The 15535-nt window shown below is 46.8% G+C and carries 14 protein-coding genes and 1 pseudogene; 6 read left to right on the top strand and 9 right to left on the bottom strand.

The window, feature by feature from the left end; genetic code table 11:
• Nucleotides 1-112 precede the first annotated feature (112 nt).
• The 8 genes from lptC to rpmH are packed head-to-tail and all read right to left on the bottom strand — an operon-like array spanning nt 113 to nt 6235.
• Nucleotides 113-754, bottom strand: coding sequence for an LPS export ABC transporter periplasmic protein LptC (gene lptC / locus AC9UG7_RS00395; protein WP_509582996.1), 642 nt, complete (start codon nt 752-754; stop codon nt 113-115).
• Nucleotides 751-1296 (bottom strand): KdsC family phosphatase, encoded by a 546-nt coding sequence (locus tag AC9UG7_RS00400; RefSeq protein ID WP_509582998.1) that lies wholly within the window; start codon nt 1294-1296, stop codon nt 751-753. Before AC9UG7_RS00400 ends, lptC begins: the two co-directional genes overlap by 4 nt.
• 2 nt (nt 1297-1298) lie before the next feature.
• Nucleotides 1299-2291 (bottom strand): KpsF/GutQ family sugar-phosphate isomerase, encoded by a 993-nt coding sequence (locus tag AC9UG7_RS00405; RefSeq protein ID WP_509583000.1) that lies wholly within the window; start codon nt 2289-2291, stop codon nt 1299-1301.
• Between the two features lie 37 nt (nt 2292-2328).
• Nucleotides 2329-3747, bottom strand: coding sequence for a tRNA uridine-5-carboxymethylaminomethyl(34) synthesis GTPase MnmE (gene mnmE / locus AC9UG7_RS00410; protein WP_509583002.1), 1419 nt, complete (start codon nt 3745-3747; stop codon nt 2329-2331).
• A gap of 31 nt (nt 3748-3778) precedes the next feature.
• On the bottom strand, nt 3779-5437 hold the full coding sequence (gene yidC, locus AC9UG7_RS00415) for a membrane protein insertase YidC (RefSeq protein ID WP_509583004.1): 1659 nt from the start codon (nt 5435-5437) through the stop codon (nt 3779-3781).
• Nucleotides 5434-5724 (bottom strand): membrane protein insertion efficiency factor YidD, encoded by a 291-nt coding sequence (gene yidD, locus AC9UG7_RS00420; protein ID WP_509583005.1) that lies wholly within the window; start codon nt 5722-5724, stop codon nt 5434-5436. The genes yidC and yidD overlap by 4 nt, the downstream gene beginning before the upstream one ends.
• Entirely contained in the window at nt 5721-6068 is a 348-nt protein-coding gene (gene rnpA, locus AC9UG7_RS00425) for a ribonuclease P protein component (protein WP_509583007.1), read from the bottom strand. The genes yidD and rnpA overlap by 4 nt, the downstream gene beginning before the upstream one ends.
• Before the next feature lie 32 nt (nt 6069-6100).
• Nucleotides 6101-6235, bottom strand: a complete 135-nt coding sequence (gene rpmH, locus AC9UG7_RS00430; RefSeq protein ID WP_005798102.1) for a 50S ribosomal protein L34 — start codon at nt 6233-6235, stop codon at nt 6101-6103.
• A 213-nt stretch (nt 6236-6448) separates the two neighbouring features.
• On the opposite strand from rpmH, the gene dnaA reads away from it, so the two are divergent.
• From dnaA to gyrB, 3 genes are all read left to right on the top strand, one after another.
• Complete coding sequence (gene dnaA, locus AC9UG7_RS00435) at nt 6449-7852, top strand: chromosomal replication initiator protein DnaA (RefSeq protein WP_509583008.1); 1404 nt, start codon at nt 6449-6451, stop codon at nt 7850-7852.
• A 243-nt stretch (nt 7853-8095) separates the two neighbouring features.
• The gene (dnaN, locus tag AC9UG7_RS00440) at nt 8096-9202 is read left to right on the top strand and encodes a DNA polymerase III subunit beta (protein ID WP_509583010.1); all 1107 of its coding nucleotides are present in this window, start codon (nt 8096-8098) and stop codon (nt 9200-9202) included.
• 58 nt (nt 9203-9260) lie between these two features.
• Entirely contained in the window at nt 9261-11834 is a 2574-nt protein-coding gene (gene gyrB, locus AC9UG7_RS00445) for a DNA topoisomerase (ATP-hydrolyzing) subunit B (protein ID WP_509583012.1), read from the top strand.
• On the opposite strand, the gene AC9UG7_RS00450 is transcribed toward gyrB, so the two are convergent.
• Nucleotides 11831-12538, bottom strand: coding sequence for a transporter substrate-binding domain-containing protein (locus AC9UG7_RS00450; protein WP_509583014.1), 708 nt, complete (start codon nt 12536-12538; stop codon nt 11831-11833). The two genes, gyrB and AC9UG7_RS00450, sit on opposite strands and share 4 nt — an antisense overlap.
• Nucleotides 12539-12642: 104 nt before the next feature.
• Here AC9UG7_RS00450 and mnmG point away from each other — a divergent pair, with 104 nt between their 5' ends.
• The 3 genes and pseudogenes from mnmG to AC9UG7_RS00465 form a co-directional block, all read left to right on the top strand.
• Entirely contained in the window at nt 12643-14601 is a 1959-nt protein-coding gene (gene mnmG, locus AC9UG7_RS00455) for a tRNA uridine-5-carboxymethylaminomethyl(34) synthesis enzyme MnmG (protein WP_509583016.1), read from the top strand.
• Nucleotides 14602-14603: 2 nt separating this feature from the next.
• The gene (rsmG, locus tag AC9UG7_RS00460; protein WP_509583018.1) at nt 14604-15242 is read left to right on the top strand and encodes a 16S rRNA (guanine(527)-N(7))-methyltransferase RsmG; all 639 of its coding nucleotides are present in this window, start codon (nt 14604-14606) and stop codon (nt 15240-15242) included.
• Between the two features lie 174 nt (nt 15243-15416).
• A pseudogene (locus AC9UG7_RS00465) lies at nt 15417-15535 on the top strand (lysine transporter LysE); the annotation flags it as partial.

Below are 15535 nucleotides of genomic sequence, written 5' to 3' on the forward strand. Positions count from 1 at the left end.
GTGAAGGCGGCGGTGGCTACGGTGGTGGCGGTGGCGGTCGTCGTGAAGGCGGCGGTGGTCGCAACGAGTACTGATCTATCGCAAAATAAAAAAGGCCCTGACAGGGCCTTTTTTAATCTTGATTGGGAAATATTTTCACTCGCACACGACCTTTGAGCTTTAAAGATTGATTCACATTGTCGGCTTCCATGGCATCCGCTTTGAAGGTATCTTTTCCGTGAGAAATATAGACAGGCACATGCGTAATGACTTTGTCTGTGCGGGAAAAAAAATGTAAAAACTCACTGTCGATTTGCTGGTCATTTTCGTTAGAAGATATGCTTTCTTGAATCACCTGCGCTTTGCCTATTAATTGCACCTCCGAGCCATCTTCATTTGTCAGACCCTGGAGAGCTTTGGCTTTGGTGATTTTTTTTTCTGAATAAATCATTACCTCGGGGCTTTTTACCCATGTATTTTGTGTATCTTGAAAATGTTCTGCATGCGCGCCTTTGAGGGCGGAGCGGATCTGACCATTGATGTCGTAGCTCTTTAATATAAAGTTGGTGAACTCATAATCAGCAATGTGCGACACAGGTGCTGGCAGGGATTTTTCCTCTGGCTGTGTGGCATTGCGAACCAACCAAATAGACAATAACAAAAGCATGCTCAACATAAACAACGGCATATAAGCCAATGCCAAATCCCACGCTTGATACAAACGTCTTGATAGTGTTGGCTTTGCCAAAGGAAGAGGAAGCGGTAATTTATTCATACCAGCCATTTATTCAATAAGGCTTGGTAATGACCCGTTGCATGCAATAAGCTGTCACACGCCTCCCTGACCGCGCCATTGCCTGCAGGGGCTGCGCAAACATGATGGACCCGTTTTAAAACTTCAACATGTGATTGCGCCGGTGCAAAAGAAATGGCCGCAGGCATCAGCATCGGTAAATCAGGCCAATCATCGCCCATGGCTGCTACTTGCGACCAATTTAAATGCAACTTGTTTAAACAATCTTGGGCCGCTTGGTACTTGTCATCTACCCCAAAACAAGCAACCGTGATACCCAACTCTGTCAATCGTTGGCGCAAGGCCGTACTGTCTCGTCCAGTGATGACAACGGGTTCAATGTCGGCCATTTTCAGAAGTTTCAGCCCATGCCCATCCAAGGTATGAAATCGCTTGAGTATTTCGCCTTTTTCACCGACATACAAGCCGCCGTCAGTCATCACACCGTCGACATCCAACAAGAAGGCTTTGACGTTTTTGGCTTTGTCCACAAACTGATTGGTGTCAATGGCCATGGCTTTCATGGTCAGATCACTTTAGCTCGCATCAAATCATTGCTATTGACTACGCCGCACAATTGGTTTTGTTCATTAACCACCAATATGCTGGTGATACGTTTTTGCTCCATCAATTCGGCCGCCTCTACGGCTAAAGCAAGGTCACGCAATGTCGTTGGATTCGGATGCATCACCTGCGCCGCGGTTAAATCACGTAAATCAATTCCCTTTTCTACCAATCGACGCAAATCGCCGTCTGTGAATATGCCCAGTACATGTTGATTGGCATCCACAATCGCGGTGGCTCCTAAACCCTTTTGTGACATTTCACGCATCAACTCCGTCAAACCTGCCGTCAAGCTAACTGCAGGTATGTCCTCGCCAGTGCGCATCACATCTCCAAGATGGGTCAACAATCTTCTTCCCAAACTGCCGCCTGGGTGTGAACGGGCAAAATCATCCTGCTTAAAACCTCTGGCGTCCAATACGGCGACGGCCAATGCATCACCTAGCGCCAGTTGGGCGGTGGTACTGGCGGTAGGTGCCAAATTCATGGGACAGGCTTCTTTCTCGACACTGCTATCTATGACCCAAGTTGCATATTGCGCCAATGTTGAATGCACGTTCCCTGTGATGGCCAGTAACTTGACCCCTTGGCGTTTGATTTGTGGAAGTATGGCGGACAGTTCTTCACTCTCACCGCTATTGGATAGCGCGATCACCAAATCATCGCGCGTGACCATGCCTAAATCACCATGGCTTGCCTCTGCTGGATGTACAAAGAATGCAGGTGTGCCAGTAGACGCCAAAGTAGCAGCAATCTTTCGGCCTATGTGGCCGCTTTTGCCCATGCCCATGACAACCACACGACCTTTGACTGAAAGTAAAGCCTGAACTGAATCTATAAATGATTGTCCTAAGTGCGCCTGAGCCCGCAATATTGCTTGCGCTTCAATCGTCAAGGTCTGTTTTGCCAAACCTAGAATATGTGCATATTGCCTAGGACCATTGCTATTTGTCATTTGCCTATTATGCTTTTTCTAAAACCTCGTGTTTAAGCTATTTGCCGATACAAAATCGACTGAAAATTTCTCCCAATAAATCATCTGCACTCAAAGCGCCGGTAATCATAGACAACTCCCCTTGTGCCAATCTGCATTCTTCTGCAATCAGATCCAATGGGGGTGCATGGGTTTGAAGATCGCTTTGCGCCTGCGACAAATGCTGGTTTACATTTTGTAGAGCCTGCGTATGTCTGCTGCGCGCCGTGAAAACACCTTCCATCATGGCGCTATTGCCACCCATTTTTTTCAAAATTTGTGAACGCAAATGGTCTATGCCTTGACCTGTTTTGGCAGAGATATTGATATCTTCGCTCTTTAATTGCTCTTCTTGGCGAAGCACATCGGATTTATTATTGACACGCAAAACAAGCGTATGAGAAGAAATATGCTGGCTTATTTTTATATCTAATTCTGATTGTTTAGATATATATTTTTGATCTTGTGTTCGACTTAAATCATTTAACAACAACACAATATCTGCATCAGAAATATGTGCCCAAGCACGCTGCATTCCTAATTGTTCCACTTCATCCACTTTGACTTCATCGCGCAGGCCTGCAGTGTCAAGCAAATGCAATGGAACACCCTCAATGTGAATACTTTGCGTCAAAACGTCTCGCGTGGTACCCGGCACATTGGTGACAATAGCGATATCTGCACCAGCCAATGCATTTAACAATGAGCTTTTTCCCGCGTTGGGTTGCCCTGCAATAACTATTTTCAATCCATCGCGTAACAAGCGCCCCTGTTGTGCTTGAAGCAACAGCTTTTCGTTATGTTCAATGATGGCGTGCAGTTGTTGTCTAACTTGCAGCTGTTCTATAAAGTCAATATCTTCCTCTGGAAAGTCCAAACACGCTTCGATTTGCATGCGTAAATGTGTCAACTTGTTTTGCAGGTGCTGTATGTGTTTAGAAAACTCACCTTCCAGCGATCGATTCGCGCTTCTGACAGCCGCTTGTGTGTTCGCATCAATCAAATCAGCCACGGCTTCAGCTTGAGTTAAGTCGATTTTTTGATTAAGAAATGCGCGTTGTGTGAACTCTCCGGGCTGTGCTCTGCGCAATTGCGCAAGAAGCGGTTTGCTGTTTTGTTGTTGAGTTTGAGCAAGCGCTAAACAATGCTGAACCAACATATGTAGAACCATGGCGCCACCGTGGCCTTGCAACTCCAACACATCTTCACCTGTATAGCTATTCGGGCCGGGGAAGTAGACAGCAAGAACTTGATCAATCACTTGATGATCTAAGTCTTTGATAGAGGTCAAATGGGTTGTCCTGGGCTGGAGTTTTCTACCCGTCAACTGCTCGGCAAAAGCATCCAAGTTTTTTCCGCTCAAACGCACCACACCAACTGCGCCGCGCCCTGGCGGCGTAGCAATCGCAATGATGGGGTCATCGCGTTGTGACAACATTTTCTTGGAAGGTGTATGTGTGAACGGTGTCTTATTTATTGACGCCGAGTTGTTTGTTGATCATCCATTGCTGTGCAATAGACAAAATATTATTAGATAACCAATACAGCACCAAGCCCGCAGGAAAGAAGAAAAACATGACACTGAATGCAAGTGGCATGAACCACATCATTTTTGCCTGTATGGGATCTGGCGGTGTCGGGTTCAACCAAGTTTGAAACATGGATGTGGCGGTCATCAACAATGGCAGGATAAACCATGGGTCCGGTGCAGCCAAATCGTGTATCCAACCTATCCAGGCCGCATTTCGCATTTCTACAGAGGATAAAAGCACCCAATACAAGGCGATAAAAAACGGTATCTGAACAGCAATCGGCAAACAGCCGCCCAGTGGATTGACTTTTTCCTCCCGGTATATTTTCATCATCTCCATTTGCATTTGCTGAGGGTTGTCTTTCAATCGCTCACGCATTTCCATGATTTTCGGGTTGATGGCTTTCATTTTTCCCATGCTTTTATAGGCCTGAGAATTCAGCCAATAAAAAGCTATTTTCAATACAACCACCAATGCAACAATAGACCAACCCCAATTACTGATGACTCTGTAAAGTTCATACAGCAACCAATACAAAGGCTTAGAAAGTATGGTGAGCCAACCATAATCCTTAACCAACTCTAATCCTGGGTAAAGCGCCTCTAGTGTTTTTTCCTCTTGCGGACCTAAAAACAAGCGCGCCGTATGTGACATTTTTTCACCACTCGCGATGCTGGGTAACGCCATCACCATGCCGACAGAGTACAAATTGTTATCAACTTTTCGAGCAAACAAATCACGCGGCTGGCTGTCATCGATTAACCAAGCTGACGCAAAATAATGCTGCACCATAGCCACATAACCTTGTGTACTTTGTTTCTCGAAGTCGGCTTTATTTTTTTCTATGTCACTGAATTCAATTTTTTGGTATTTTTTCTGTCCGGTGAAAACAGCTGGTCCGGTAAACGTTGAATAAAACGATGACTCGCCTGCTGGTTTGTTGCCATCGCGAACCAACTGCACATACAGTTGTGGGCTGACGGACTGATTGGACGAATTCACTATCTCATGTTTGACTTCAATGGCATAACTGCCTCGTTTCATGGTGAACGTTTTAATCAACTTCAACTGATTGATTGGTTCCGATTCAAATTTGAATTGAATCTCTGTGTCTGTCGCGCTCAATTCTTTTGACCCGCTGAATGTCATGGGGCTTTTATGTGTGGGCCAAAGCGCGCCCGCGTTGCCAATCAACCCCGATTGCGCCAGATAGATTCTGTCCGCGCTGTCATCCATCAACAACACATTGGTGCCGGGATGATGCACATCTTTGTGTTTCAATAATTCTGCTTTCATCAAACTACCGCCTTCGGTACTGAATTGCAGTTTCAAAACATCGGTTTGAATGTCTATGCGTTGCGCTACAAACGCCTTGCTGTCTGTCACTGAAGCACTGGGCGATGAGGCGACTGACGGTGTCACCATTGGTTTTTCTGTATTTGTTGCTGAAGGGCTTTGCGCCGCCGGTGCTGCGCTCGGGGTTGCTGAAGGGAAGAACGTTGGCTTTTTACCGTTGTGAAGTTGCCACTGGTCCCATAACATCACCAAAGAAAAACCGAAAACAACCCACAAAATGGTGCGACGAATATCGTTCATGGCAATGGAGACTCAGAAGAAGTAGAAGAAGAAGTACGGTCGCGCGGCGACCATAAAGAAAAAATAGTTGATTGCATCGGCACAGGATCGTACCCGCCATCACACCAAGGATGACAACGTGCGATGCGCTTTAAACACAGGTAGCTGCCCGCGCCCGCCCCATGTACCGTCAATGCCTCCATGCTATAGATAGAGCATGTCGGCGTGAATCTGCATGCAGATCCCAGCCATGGACTCAAAAAAAACCGGTAGGCCTTGATTGCTGCAATCAATATGCGTTGAATCATGGGGTAATGGCTTTATCAAACAGTTGTTGAAGCTCTTCTCGAACTGCTTTTTTCAAAACAAGAGACGATGCACTTTGAAATACTGCGGGATAAAAAGGTTTTCTCAATCTCACGACACTGTCTTGTGCGGGTTGCGACAACTCGCGTGAATTTGCTTGTGCATAGATTTGCCGTCTGATGGCATTGCGTGTGACAGCTTTTTTAGCCCATCTTTTTGGCACAACAGCTCCAATCCTACTGATTGACGTGGATTGTTTTATGTGTAGCGCAAAGTGAGCAGTTTTCGAAACAATCCCTGCGGCCATGACTTCATCAAAATCTTTTCGCAAGGTAATCTTGATCACACAATTCGCGTTCGTGTGTTGTTTGTTTGAATTCAGACCGCGAGTCGTTTGCGGCCTTTGGCTCTGCGGGCGTTGATGACTGCGCGTCCGCCGCGGGTTTTCATGCGCACCAAAAATCCATGGGTACGGGCTCTGCGTGTTTTAGAGGGTTGGTATGTGCGTTTCATGATAAAAATCTTTGGTTCGAAGGAAAGCCTTGCATTATCTCCGTTTTTACTTGGTTTTTAAAGGAATTTCTTTTTGAATCAGCCAACTTATCAAATAAATTGACAGAAACTGATGAAAAAACTTTGTTTCTGTGGATAAATTTTTGATAAAGTAGTGGCTATGCGCCAAACATTGCAATCTATCCACAAGTTACCCGATTTTCTGTACGGTTCATGAGCAGCTCTATCTTGTCTTCCGAAGCCGGCGATGCCGGTCAGGCCTTGTGGCAAAGCTGCATGGATTTGCTGGCACAAGAATTACCCGAGCAACAGTTTAATACCTGGATCAAACCGTTACAAGCCAGCATTTCAGAAGATTTTTCTAAACTGACCATTGTTGTCATCAATCGCTTTAAGCTCGATTGGATCCGCGCTCAATATGCCACACGCATCAGCGTATTGTTAAATCAACTTTATGGTCAGCCCATATCGCTTGATTTTGCTTTGGTTGCCAAAGAGACACCCGCCAAGCTACAGCCAACCCGTACCGCGTTTGAAGCTGAGGATTTTTCTAATCTTCCACCATCTTCCAGTCAAGATTCGCCTTTAAACGGCTTCAAAAACAGACTCAATAGCAGTTTGTGTTTTGACAGTTTGGTTGAAGGCACGGCCAACCGAATGGCGCGGGCCGCCGCCATGCATGTGGCCAATGTACCGGGGCAGCTTTACAACCCGTTATTTATTTATGGCGGCGTCGGGCTTGGTAAAACACATTTGATGCATGCGGTTGGTAATCAATTGCTAGCAAATCGGCCGGCCGCCAAGGTTTTATACATACATGCCGAGCAATTCGTGTCTGATGTGGTCAAGGCTTATCAACGCAAAACCTTTGACGAGTTTAAGCATCATTACCACTCGCTGGATCTTTTGTTGATAGATGACGTGCAGTTTTTTGCAAATAAAGATCGAACTCAGGAAGAGTTTTTCAATGCATTTGAGGCATTGCTGGCCAAAAAATCTCATATCGTGATGACCAGTGACACCTACCCCAAAGGCCTTGCCGATATACATGAGCGTTTGGTTTCACGCTTTGACTCCGGTTTAACGGTTGCGATAGAACCGCCAGAACTGGAAATGCGTGTGGCCATCTTAATCAATAAGTCCCGCTCCGAAGGTGCTGAAATGCCTGAAGAAGTTGCATTTTTTGTAGCCAAAAATGTACGGTCAAATGTACGGGAATTAGAAGGCGCGTTGCGTAAAATACTGGCCTATTCAAGGTTCAACCAAAAAGAAGTGTCTATTCAATTGGCAAGGGATGCCTTGCGTGATTTATTGTCTATCCAAAACCGCCAAATTTCTGTGGAAAATATCCAAAAAACAGTTGCTGATTACTACAAAATCAAAGTTGCGGACATGTACTCTAAAAAGCGTCCAGCTTCTATTGCACGTCCACGCCAAATTGCCATGTACTTGGCCAAAGAATTGACACAAAAAAGTTTGCCTGAAATTGGAGAATTGTTCGGCGGCCGAGACCATACCACTGTGTTGCACGCCGTTCGAAAAATATCTGCAGAGCGACAAACCGTTTCGGAATTGAACCAACAATTGCATGTGCTTGAACAAACCCTCAAAGGTTAACTGATGTTATTTTTGTATTATTTCTTTGTGGATAGTTTTTGCATAACTTCTAGGTTATCCACAGCCTGGGTGTTTTTACAAAAGTTGTTCATGTTTAACAAGCCGTTTGCGTTTGGGTTACAAACAGTGTTTGTACCTGTTCAAGTGGTTGATATAAAAGTAGAAAATAGGCTTGTCCACAGAAACATGGCTTGCTTATCTACTACTGCTATTGATTTATAAAGAATTTAAGAAGAGGATGACATGATTGTCTTGAAAGCCACCCAAGAGCAAATTGTTGCTTCGTTGCAGTCAGTAGCAGGTATTGTGGAGAGGCGACACACATTGCCGATACTAGCCAATGTCATGCTGCGCAAAACAGGCGATATCACCCAATTGACGACGAGTGATTTGGAAATTCAAATCCGCACCGAGGCTTCGCTTGGTGGAGACAGCGGAAGTTTCAGCACCACGGTGGGCGCACGCAAGTTAATGGACATATTGCGTTCGATGCCTAGCGATCAAATCGTCAGTATCGAGAGCAACCAAAATAAGTTGTTGCTTAAAAGCGGGAAAAGTCGTTTTTCTTTGCAAACCTTGCCTGCCGAAGATTTTCCATTGGTTCAAGAGTCAGCCAGTTTTGGTCCTGAATTCAGTGTGCCTCAAAAGACCCTTAAAGCTTTGTTGCAACAAGTTTCCTTTTCCATGGCGGTTCATGACATCCGTTATTACCTCAACGGCATTTTGTTTGTTGCCCAAGGCAAGCAATTGAGTTTGGTTGCCACAGATGGTCATCGACTTGCTTTCACTTCAGCCACACTTGATGTTGATGTACCCAAACAAGAAGTCATTCTGCCGCGCAAAACAGTTCTGGAGTTGCTGCGTTTACTCAGTGACAAAGACGGTGATATCGAAATGCAATTTGCGAGTAACCAGGCGCGTTTCAGATTTGATGGCAAAGAATTTGTGACAAAGTTGGTCGAGGGTAAATTCCCAGATTACAACAGAGTCATACCTAAAAGCCATAAAAACAGCATCACTGTTGGAAAAGCTTCATTGCTCACCATGCTTCAAAGAACCGCTATTTTGACCAGTGACAAGTTCAAAGGTGTTCGGATCAATCTTGATTCAGGGGTTTTGCGAGTCACCTCAAGCAATGCCGAGCAAGAAGAAGCGATCGATGAAATCGAAGTGGATTACAACGGTGACGCCATCGAAATCGGATTTAATGTTTCTTATTTGATTGATGTCTTGGTCAACATGGAGCAAGACATGGTCCGCATGGATCTTGCAGATTCCAACAGTTCTGTGTTGGTGACTATTCCCGATAATGAATTTTTCAAATATGTTGTCATGCCGATGCGAATTTAAATAATTTCATTTTTGCTTTTTACTTTTTTCGCGGATACACCGCGCAATGAATTGATTTATGACAACCAGTAATAACAAAAACGAAGACACACAACCATCGATTGACCACCCACAAGATCAATCCTATGGAGAAAGTTCTATTCAAATTTTGGAGGGACTTGAAGCTGTTCGTAAACGTCCCGGCATGTATATCGGTGATACATCTGACGGCACCGGCCTTCACCATTTGGTTTTCGAAGTGGTCGATAACTCGATTGACGAAGCGCTTGCAGGTCATTGTGACGACATCGTTGTCACCATTCATTCAGACAACTCTATCAGCGTGACAGACAACGGCAGGGGAATTCCCACCGGTGTCAAGATGGACGATAAGCATGAACCCAAGCGCAGTGCCGCTGAGATTGCCTTGACCGAGTTACATGCTGGCGGCAAATTCAACCAAAACAGCTATAAAGTTTCGGGTGGACTTCATGGCGTTGGTGTATCTTGTGTCAATGCGTTATCTAAATGGTTGCGCTTGGTGGTCAGGCGCGAAGGGCAGGTGTACACACTTGAATTCGCAAAGGGGTTTGTGCAAAAACGCTTGCTTGAGTCGGTCGATGGCGTAGAAACTTCGCCTATGCGAATGACTGGTGCCACTGACAAGCGTGGCACTGAAGTCCATTTTTTGCCCGATACAGATATATTTACGCAAAACCATGACTTCCACTATGAAATTTTAAGCAAGCGTTTGCGTGAGCTGAGTTATTTAAATAATGGTGTGCGTATTCGTTTGATTGATGAGCGGACGGGTAAATCAGACGATTACTCAGGCGCTGGCGGGGTCAAAGGTTTTGTAGAGTTCATCAACTCAGGCAAAAAAATTCTTCACCCGAATGCTTTCTATGCCGAAGGAGAGCGACCTGCTGAATCGTACGGCGGTATACCAGGCACACATATTGGCGTTGAAGTTTCCATGCAATGGAACGACGGTTATAACGAAAGTGTTTTGTGCTTCACCAACAATATTCCGCAGCGTGATGGCGGCACACATTTGACTGGTTTGCGTGCGGCAATGACGCGTGTGATCAACAAATACATAGAAGAAAATGACTTTGCCAAAAAAGCCAAGGTTGAAGTCACTGGCGACGACATGCGTGAAGGCTTGTGTTGTGTGTTGTCTGTCAAAGTGCCAGAGCCCAAATTCAGCAGTCAAACCAAAGACAAGTTGGTTTCAAGTGAAGTTCGTGCGCCTGTGGAAGACATCGTCGGTAAGGTTTTGGGCGATTACCTGCAGGAGCGCCCTAACGATGCAAAAATCATTTGCGGCAAGATCGTAGACGCGGCCAGAGCGCGTGAAGCGGCACGTAAAGCGCGTGAGATGACGCGAAGAAAAGGGGTGCTCGACGGCATGGGGCTGCCTGGTAAATTGGCAGACTGCCAAGAAAAGGACCCTGCGCTATGCGAAATTTACATTGTCGAGGGAGACTCTGCTGGTGGTTCTGCGAAACAAGGCAGAGACCGCAAGTTTCAAGCCATATTGCCTTTGCGCGGCAAAATCTTGAACGTGGAAAAAGCGCGGTACGACAAATTGCTGACCAGCAACGAAATTTTGACGCTCATCACGGCTTTGGGTACCGGCATAGGCAAAGTCAGCGCTGAATCAGGGAAGTCTGGAACAGACGATTTCAATATTGACAAATTGCGTTACCACCGCATCATCATCATGACCGATGCTGACGTCGATGGTGCGCACATCCGAACTTTGTTGCTCACGTTCTTTTACCGTCAAATGCCGGAGTTGGTCGAGCGCGGTCATATTTACATCGCGCAACCACCTTTGTACAAAGTCAAGGTCGGCAAAGAGGAGCAGTATCTCAAGGATCAGCCTGCGCTCGATATGTTTTTGATGCGTATTGCCTTGAAAGACGCTTCCTTGTTTACTGGCGGGCGTAATCCGCAAACCTTGACTGGCGACACGCTGGCAGAGTTGGCCAGAAAACATCAATTGGCGGAAGCTGTGATTGCTCGCTTAAGTCACATCATGGATGCGGAAGCTTTACGCGCCATGGCGGATGGCGTTTCCCTGAGTCTTGACAACCTAGACTCGGCTCAGCTTTCAGCCATTGATTTACAAATGAAATTGCGAGAATTGGGCAGTGGCTCAGAGGTGGCAGCTGAGTTTGATGTCCGTACCGATAAACCTGTTTTGCGCATCAGCCGTCACCACCATGGCAATGTGAAGAGCAGCGTGATCACGCAGGATTTCGTCCACGGTGCGGACTATGCGGCATTGGCTGAAGCTGCCATCACGTTCCGTGATTTGTTGGGCGAGGGCGCGCGCGTTGAACGCGGCGAGGGCGAGAGACGCAAGGAAGAAAAGATATCGGATTTTCGTCAAGCCATGCGTTGGTTGATTGTTCAAGCTGAACACGCCACGGCTCGCCAACGTTACAAAGGCTTAGGCGAAATGAACCCAGAGCAACTGTGGGAAACCACCATGGATCCGGCGGTGCGTCGTTTGTTGCGCGTTCAAATTGATGACGCTATCGAAGCTGACCGTGTGTTTACCATGCTCATGGGTGACGAAGTAGAACCTCGTCGTTTGTTCATTGAAGGCAATGCGCTTCGAGCATCGAACATTGACGTTTAATTGGGGGTGTTGTCTATGACAGCGCCGGTGACGTGATGTTTTTGCATCGATGAATTGAGTTTGCCATCTTGGATGTATCTGTTGAGAAATGCTTGCAAGGCGGCGAGCAATTCCTCTCCCGCTCCTTGATGTATGGCCAGACACGGCTGGATTTGCATAAAGTGTCCCGGCAATATGCGCAGACCTTTGTGCTTGCGCATATCCATTTCTAACTGGTGTTTGACGCCTGCTGCAACTTGCGCTTGTTCTTTGATAAACGTGTCTACGACCGTATCAGACGATGCGGCTTTCACGATGTGAGCCTCTTTTAAATGACGGCTTAAAAATAAATCATAAGCACTGCCTAACCCCACCACGACACGATGTTGTGCACTATCCACATCTGTCACGGTTTTGATGTCGCTGCTCTCTCTCACTAAATAACAACCATCTATGTGCAGGTAAGCCTTCGTAAACCGAAGATGCTTTGCCCTGGCGGGGTCGTTAGCCACAAAGCCCAGATCCGCTTTCTTTTCCTCCAATAGCTCAACCGCTTCACGGGCATTTTGGACAACGATGAGGGCACAATCTTGTGCGGTTTCTTGTGCCCATGCGTTAGCAATATCTACCGATATGCCTTGGATATGTGTTCCCTGTGCATAGGCCAACAAGGGGTTGCCTAGATTGATCACGCACTGAAGCGCGCGTCTGGGTTTTGTCGTCATGTTTTTCATTGAGACTTATTGACTCTGATGTTGATGCTTATTTTCGCTTTTTGCGCGTAGCAAGCCTTGTCGTTCTAAAATAAGCATTTACTTTAGGCGTGTTCATGCTTTTCCCACAGCATTTTGATGTGATCGTTGTCGGAGGCGGTCATGCCGGCACTGAGGCCGCGCTTGCCAGCGCTCGCATGGGATGCACCACGTTACTGCTGTCTCACAATATTGAAACACTGGGTCAAATGAGTTGCAATCCTTCCATCGGAGGGATTGGCAAAGGACATTTGGTTAAAGAGGTTGACGCTCTAGGTGGCGCCATGGCCTTGGCGACCGACGCCGCCGGCATACAGTTCAGAATACTCAACCGGTCCAAGGGTCCTGCGGTACGAGCCACGCGCGCACAAGCCGACCGCTTTTTGTACAAAGCTGCTATTCGCCACCAACTTGAAAACCAATCCAATTTGTGGCTTTTCCAGCAGGCAGTAGATGACTTGATGATAGAAGGATCAAGGGTTGTCGGTGCAATCACGCAAGTGGGTATTCGCTTTGCATCTCGGGTAGTGGTTTTAACCGCAGGAACTTTCTTGGATGGAAAAATCCATATCGGTTTGGAGAACCATTCTGCTGGTCGAGCCGGGGATCCTCCGGCCATGCGTTTATCGGCAAGACTCAAAGAATTAAAACTACCCCAAGGAAGATTGAAAACCGGCACACCGCCTCGCCTCGATGGCCGCAGCATCAACTTTGATCTTTGTACCGAGCAACCAGGTGACGGTATGGCGGGCGGTGAGTCTGCAGACATGCCTGTATTCAGTTTCATGGGTAGGCGTGAAATGCACCCACAGCAAATGCCTTGTTGGATCACGCATACCAATGAAAAAACCCATGAGATTATTCGTGGTGGCTTCGAGCGCAGCCCCATGTTTACCGGCAAGATTGAAGGCGTTGGCCCGCGGTATTGCCCCAGCGTAGAAGACAAAATCAATAGGTTCGCTGACAAAGCCAGCCACCAGATTTTTTTAGAGCCAGAAGGCTTAACTACCCACGAATATTATCCAAACGGGATTTCAACCAGTCTTCCATTTGATGTGCAGTATGCATTGGTACGTTCAATGCGTGGATTGGAAAATGCACATATCTTGCGCCCAGGTTATGCCATTGAGTATGACTACTTTGATCCAAGAGAACTCAAAACAAGCTTTGAAACCAAATCCATTCAAGGTTTGTTTTTTGCCGGTCAGATCAATGGCACCACGGGTTATGAAGAAGCCGCGGCACAAGGTTTGTATGCAGGCATCAACGCGGCTTTGTATGGCCTAGAAAAACCTGCATGGACACCGGGCAGAGATCAAGCCTACATAGGGGTGTTGGTTGATGATTTGGTTACTCAAGGCGTTGTTGAGCCTTATCGCATGTTCACCAGTCGGGCTGAATTTAGACTTCAACTGCGCGAAGACAATGCAGACGCTCGCTTGACTGAAAAGGGTCGCGAACTCGGCTTGATCGATGATAAGCGCTGGGATGCATTTTGCCGCAAGCGAGACCTGGTTTCACGTGAAACACAGCGACTCGCTGCGACTTGGATCAATCCGAGCGTGGTTTCCGCCGCGGAGACTGAACGCGTGCTTGGGAAACCGATTGCACATGAATATAAGCTTGCGGAGTTACTGCGTCGCCCCGATGTGACTTACGAATTGCTCATGAGTCTAGAAGGCGGCCGCTATGTCAGCCAAGAAATACAAGCTTTGGATAGTGTTTCACGTGAAACAGTGATCGAGCAGATTGATATTGCAGCGAAATACGCGGGCTATATTCATCGGCAGCAAGAAGAGGTCAGCAGGGCCGCCAACTATGAAAACATGGCCTTGCCTTTATCGTTGGACTATTTGGCCATACCCGCACTAAGTATAGAAGTCAGACAAAAACTGAATAAACACAGACCCCAAACGCTGGGGCAGGCCTCGCGCATTTCTGGTGTCACGCCCGCGGCCATATCTTTGCTGTTGATACATTTACGACGCTCACGGAATGCAGGTTGGGCAACAGAAGACCCCAGAGCGATTGGTTGAATATGTCCTTGGGTGACCAATTGGCTGCGGGCCTTGAAGCTTTGGAGCTTCCATTGTCTTTGTACCAACAGAAACAATTATTGAATTACTTGGATTTGCTGATGAAATGGAACAAAGTTTATAACCTGACGTCCATCAGACAGCCTGAGCAAATGTTGACGCACCATGTGATGGATTGTTTGGCCGCGGTCGCAGAGGTGATTAAATTCGCGCCGCAAGACTGCAGATTATTGGATGTGGGCAGCGGCGGCGGACTGCCGTCAGTTGTTTTCGCCATACTTTGTCCACAATGGCAAGTGACCGCGGTTGATGCGGTGGCAAAGAAGGCGGCATTCATTGAAACTGCAGCACATACACTCAATCTCACCAATCTCAAAAGCAGGCATGCGCGTGTCGAGTCTTTGGAGGATGCGTTTGATTTGGTCGTTGCCAGGGCATTCGCCTCATTGAAAGACTTCACGGCATGGACAGATAAAGCATTAAGACCTGGCGGTACATGGGTGGCGATGAAAGGAAAATACCCCGAAGAAGAAATCGCTGCGTTACCCAGCGAACGAGAACTTGTACAAACACAAAAAATACGGGTGCCCGGTCTGGATGCGGATCGGTGCTTGATTTGGTTGAAGCGCGCGGGTTGTTGAGATCAGGTGTATCTTTGCGTGTATTCCCATCAGAGGATATAAAGCATCATAAGATGATGTAGCAAAACCAGAAAATACAAAGCTGGTCTTTGTTTCACGTGAAACAAATCACACGGTTCTGCCTGTATGGCGGTTACACTCTACTTCCCAAAACCTGGTTCAAGGCGACAGTTAATGATTGCTATTTTGGATGATCCAGCGTTTGTTGGAGCAGTGAACATATTTTTGGCTATTCCAGGCCCGTGTAATTTGGCATTACTGACTTCCACGGCGACAGGAGGTAAGCGCGGCGG

The organism is Limnohabitans sp. (assembly GCF_046052765.1).
Taxonomy (GTDB): domain Bacteria; phylum Pseudomonadota; class Gammaproteobacteria; order Burkholderiales; family Burkholderiaceae_C; genus Limnohabitans.

What these genes read in the sequence shown, in the direction of transcription:
- lptC (WP_509582996.1), bottom strand. Translation starts at nt 754, where the DNA reads ATGAATAAATTACCGCTTCCTCTTCCTTTGGCAAAGCCAACACTATCA.
- AC9UG7_RS00400 (WP_509582998.1), bottom strand. Translation starts at nt 1,296, where the DNA reads ATGAAAGCCATGGCCATTGACACCAATCAGTTTGTGGACAAAGCCAAA.
- AC9UG7_RS00405 (WP_509583000.1), bottom strand. Translation starts at nt 2,291, where the DNA reads ATGACAAATAGCAATGGTCCTAGGCAATATGCACATATTCTAGGTTTG.
- mnmE (WP_509583002.1), bottom strand. Translation starts at nt 3,747, where the DNA reads ATGTTGTCACAACGCGATGACCCCATCATTGCGATTGCTACGCCGCCA.
- yidC (WP_509583004.1), bottom strand. Translation starts at nt 5,437, where the DNA reads ATGAACGATATTCGTCGCACCATTTTGTGGGTTGTTTTCGGTTTTTCT.
- yidD (WP_509583005.1), bottom strand. Translation starts at nt 5,724, where the DNA reads ATGATTCAACGCATATTGATTGCAGCAATCAAGGCCTACCGGTTTTTT.
- rpmH (WP_005798102.1), bottom strand. Translation starts at nt 6,235, where the DNA reads ATGAAACGCACATACCAACCCTCTAAAACACGCAGAGCCCGTACCCAT.
- dnaA (WP_509583008.1), top strand. Translation starts at nt 6,449, where the DNA reads ATGAGCAGCTCTATCTTGTCTTCCGAAGCCGGCGATGCCGGTCAGGCC.
- dnaN (WP_509583010.1), top strand. Translation starts at nt 8,096, where the DNA reads ATGATTGTCTTGAAAGCCACCCAAGAGCAAATTGTTGCTTCGTTGCAG.
- gyrB (WP_509583012.1), top strand. Translation starts at nt 9,261, where the DNA reads ATGACAACCAGTAATAACAAAAACGAAGACACACAACCATCGATTGAC.
- AC9UG7_RS00450 (WP_509583014.1), bottom strand. Translation starts at nt 12,538, where the DNA reads ATGACGACAAAACCCAGACGCGCGCTTCAGTGCGTGATCAATCTAGGC.
- mnmG (WP_509583016.1), top strand. Translation starts at nt 12,643, where the DNA reads ATGCTTTTCCCACAGCATTTTGATGTGATCGTTGTCGGAGGCGGTCAT.
- rsmG (WP_509583018.1), top strand. Translation starts at nt 14,604, where the DNA reads ATGTCCTTGGGTGACCAATTGGCTGCGGGCCTTGAAGCTTTGGAGCTT.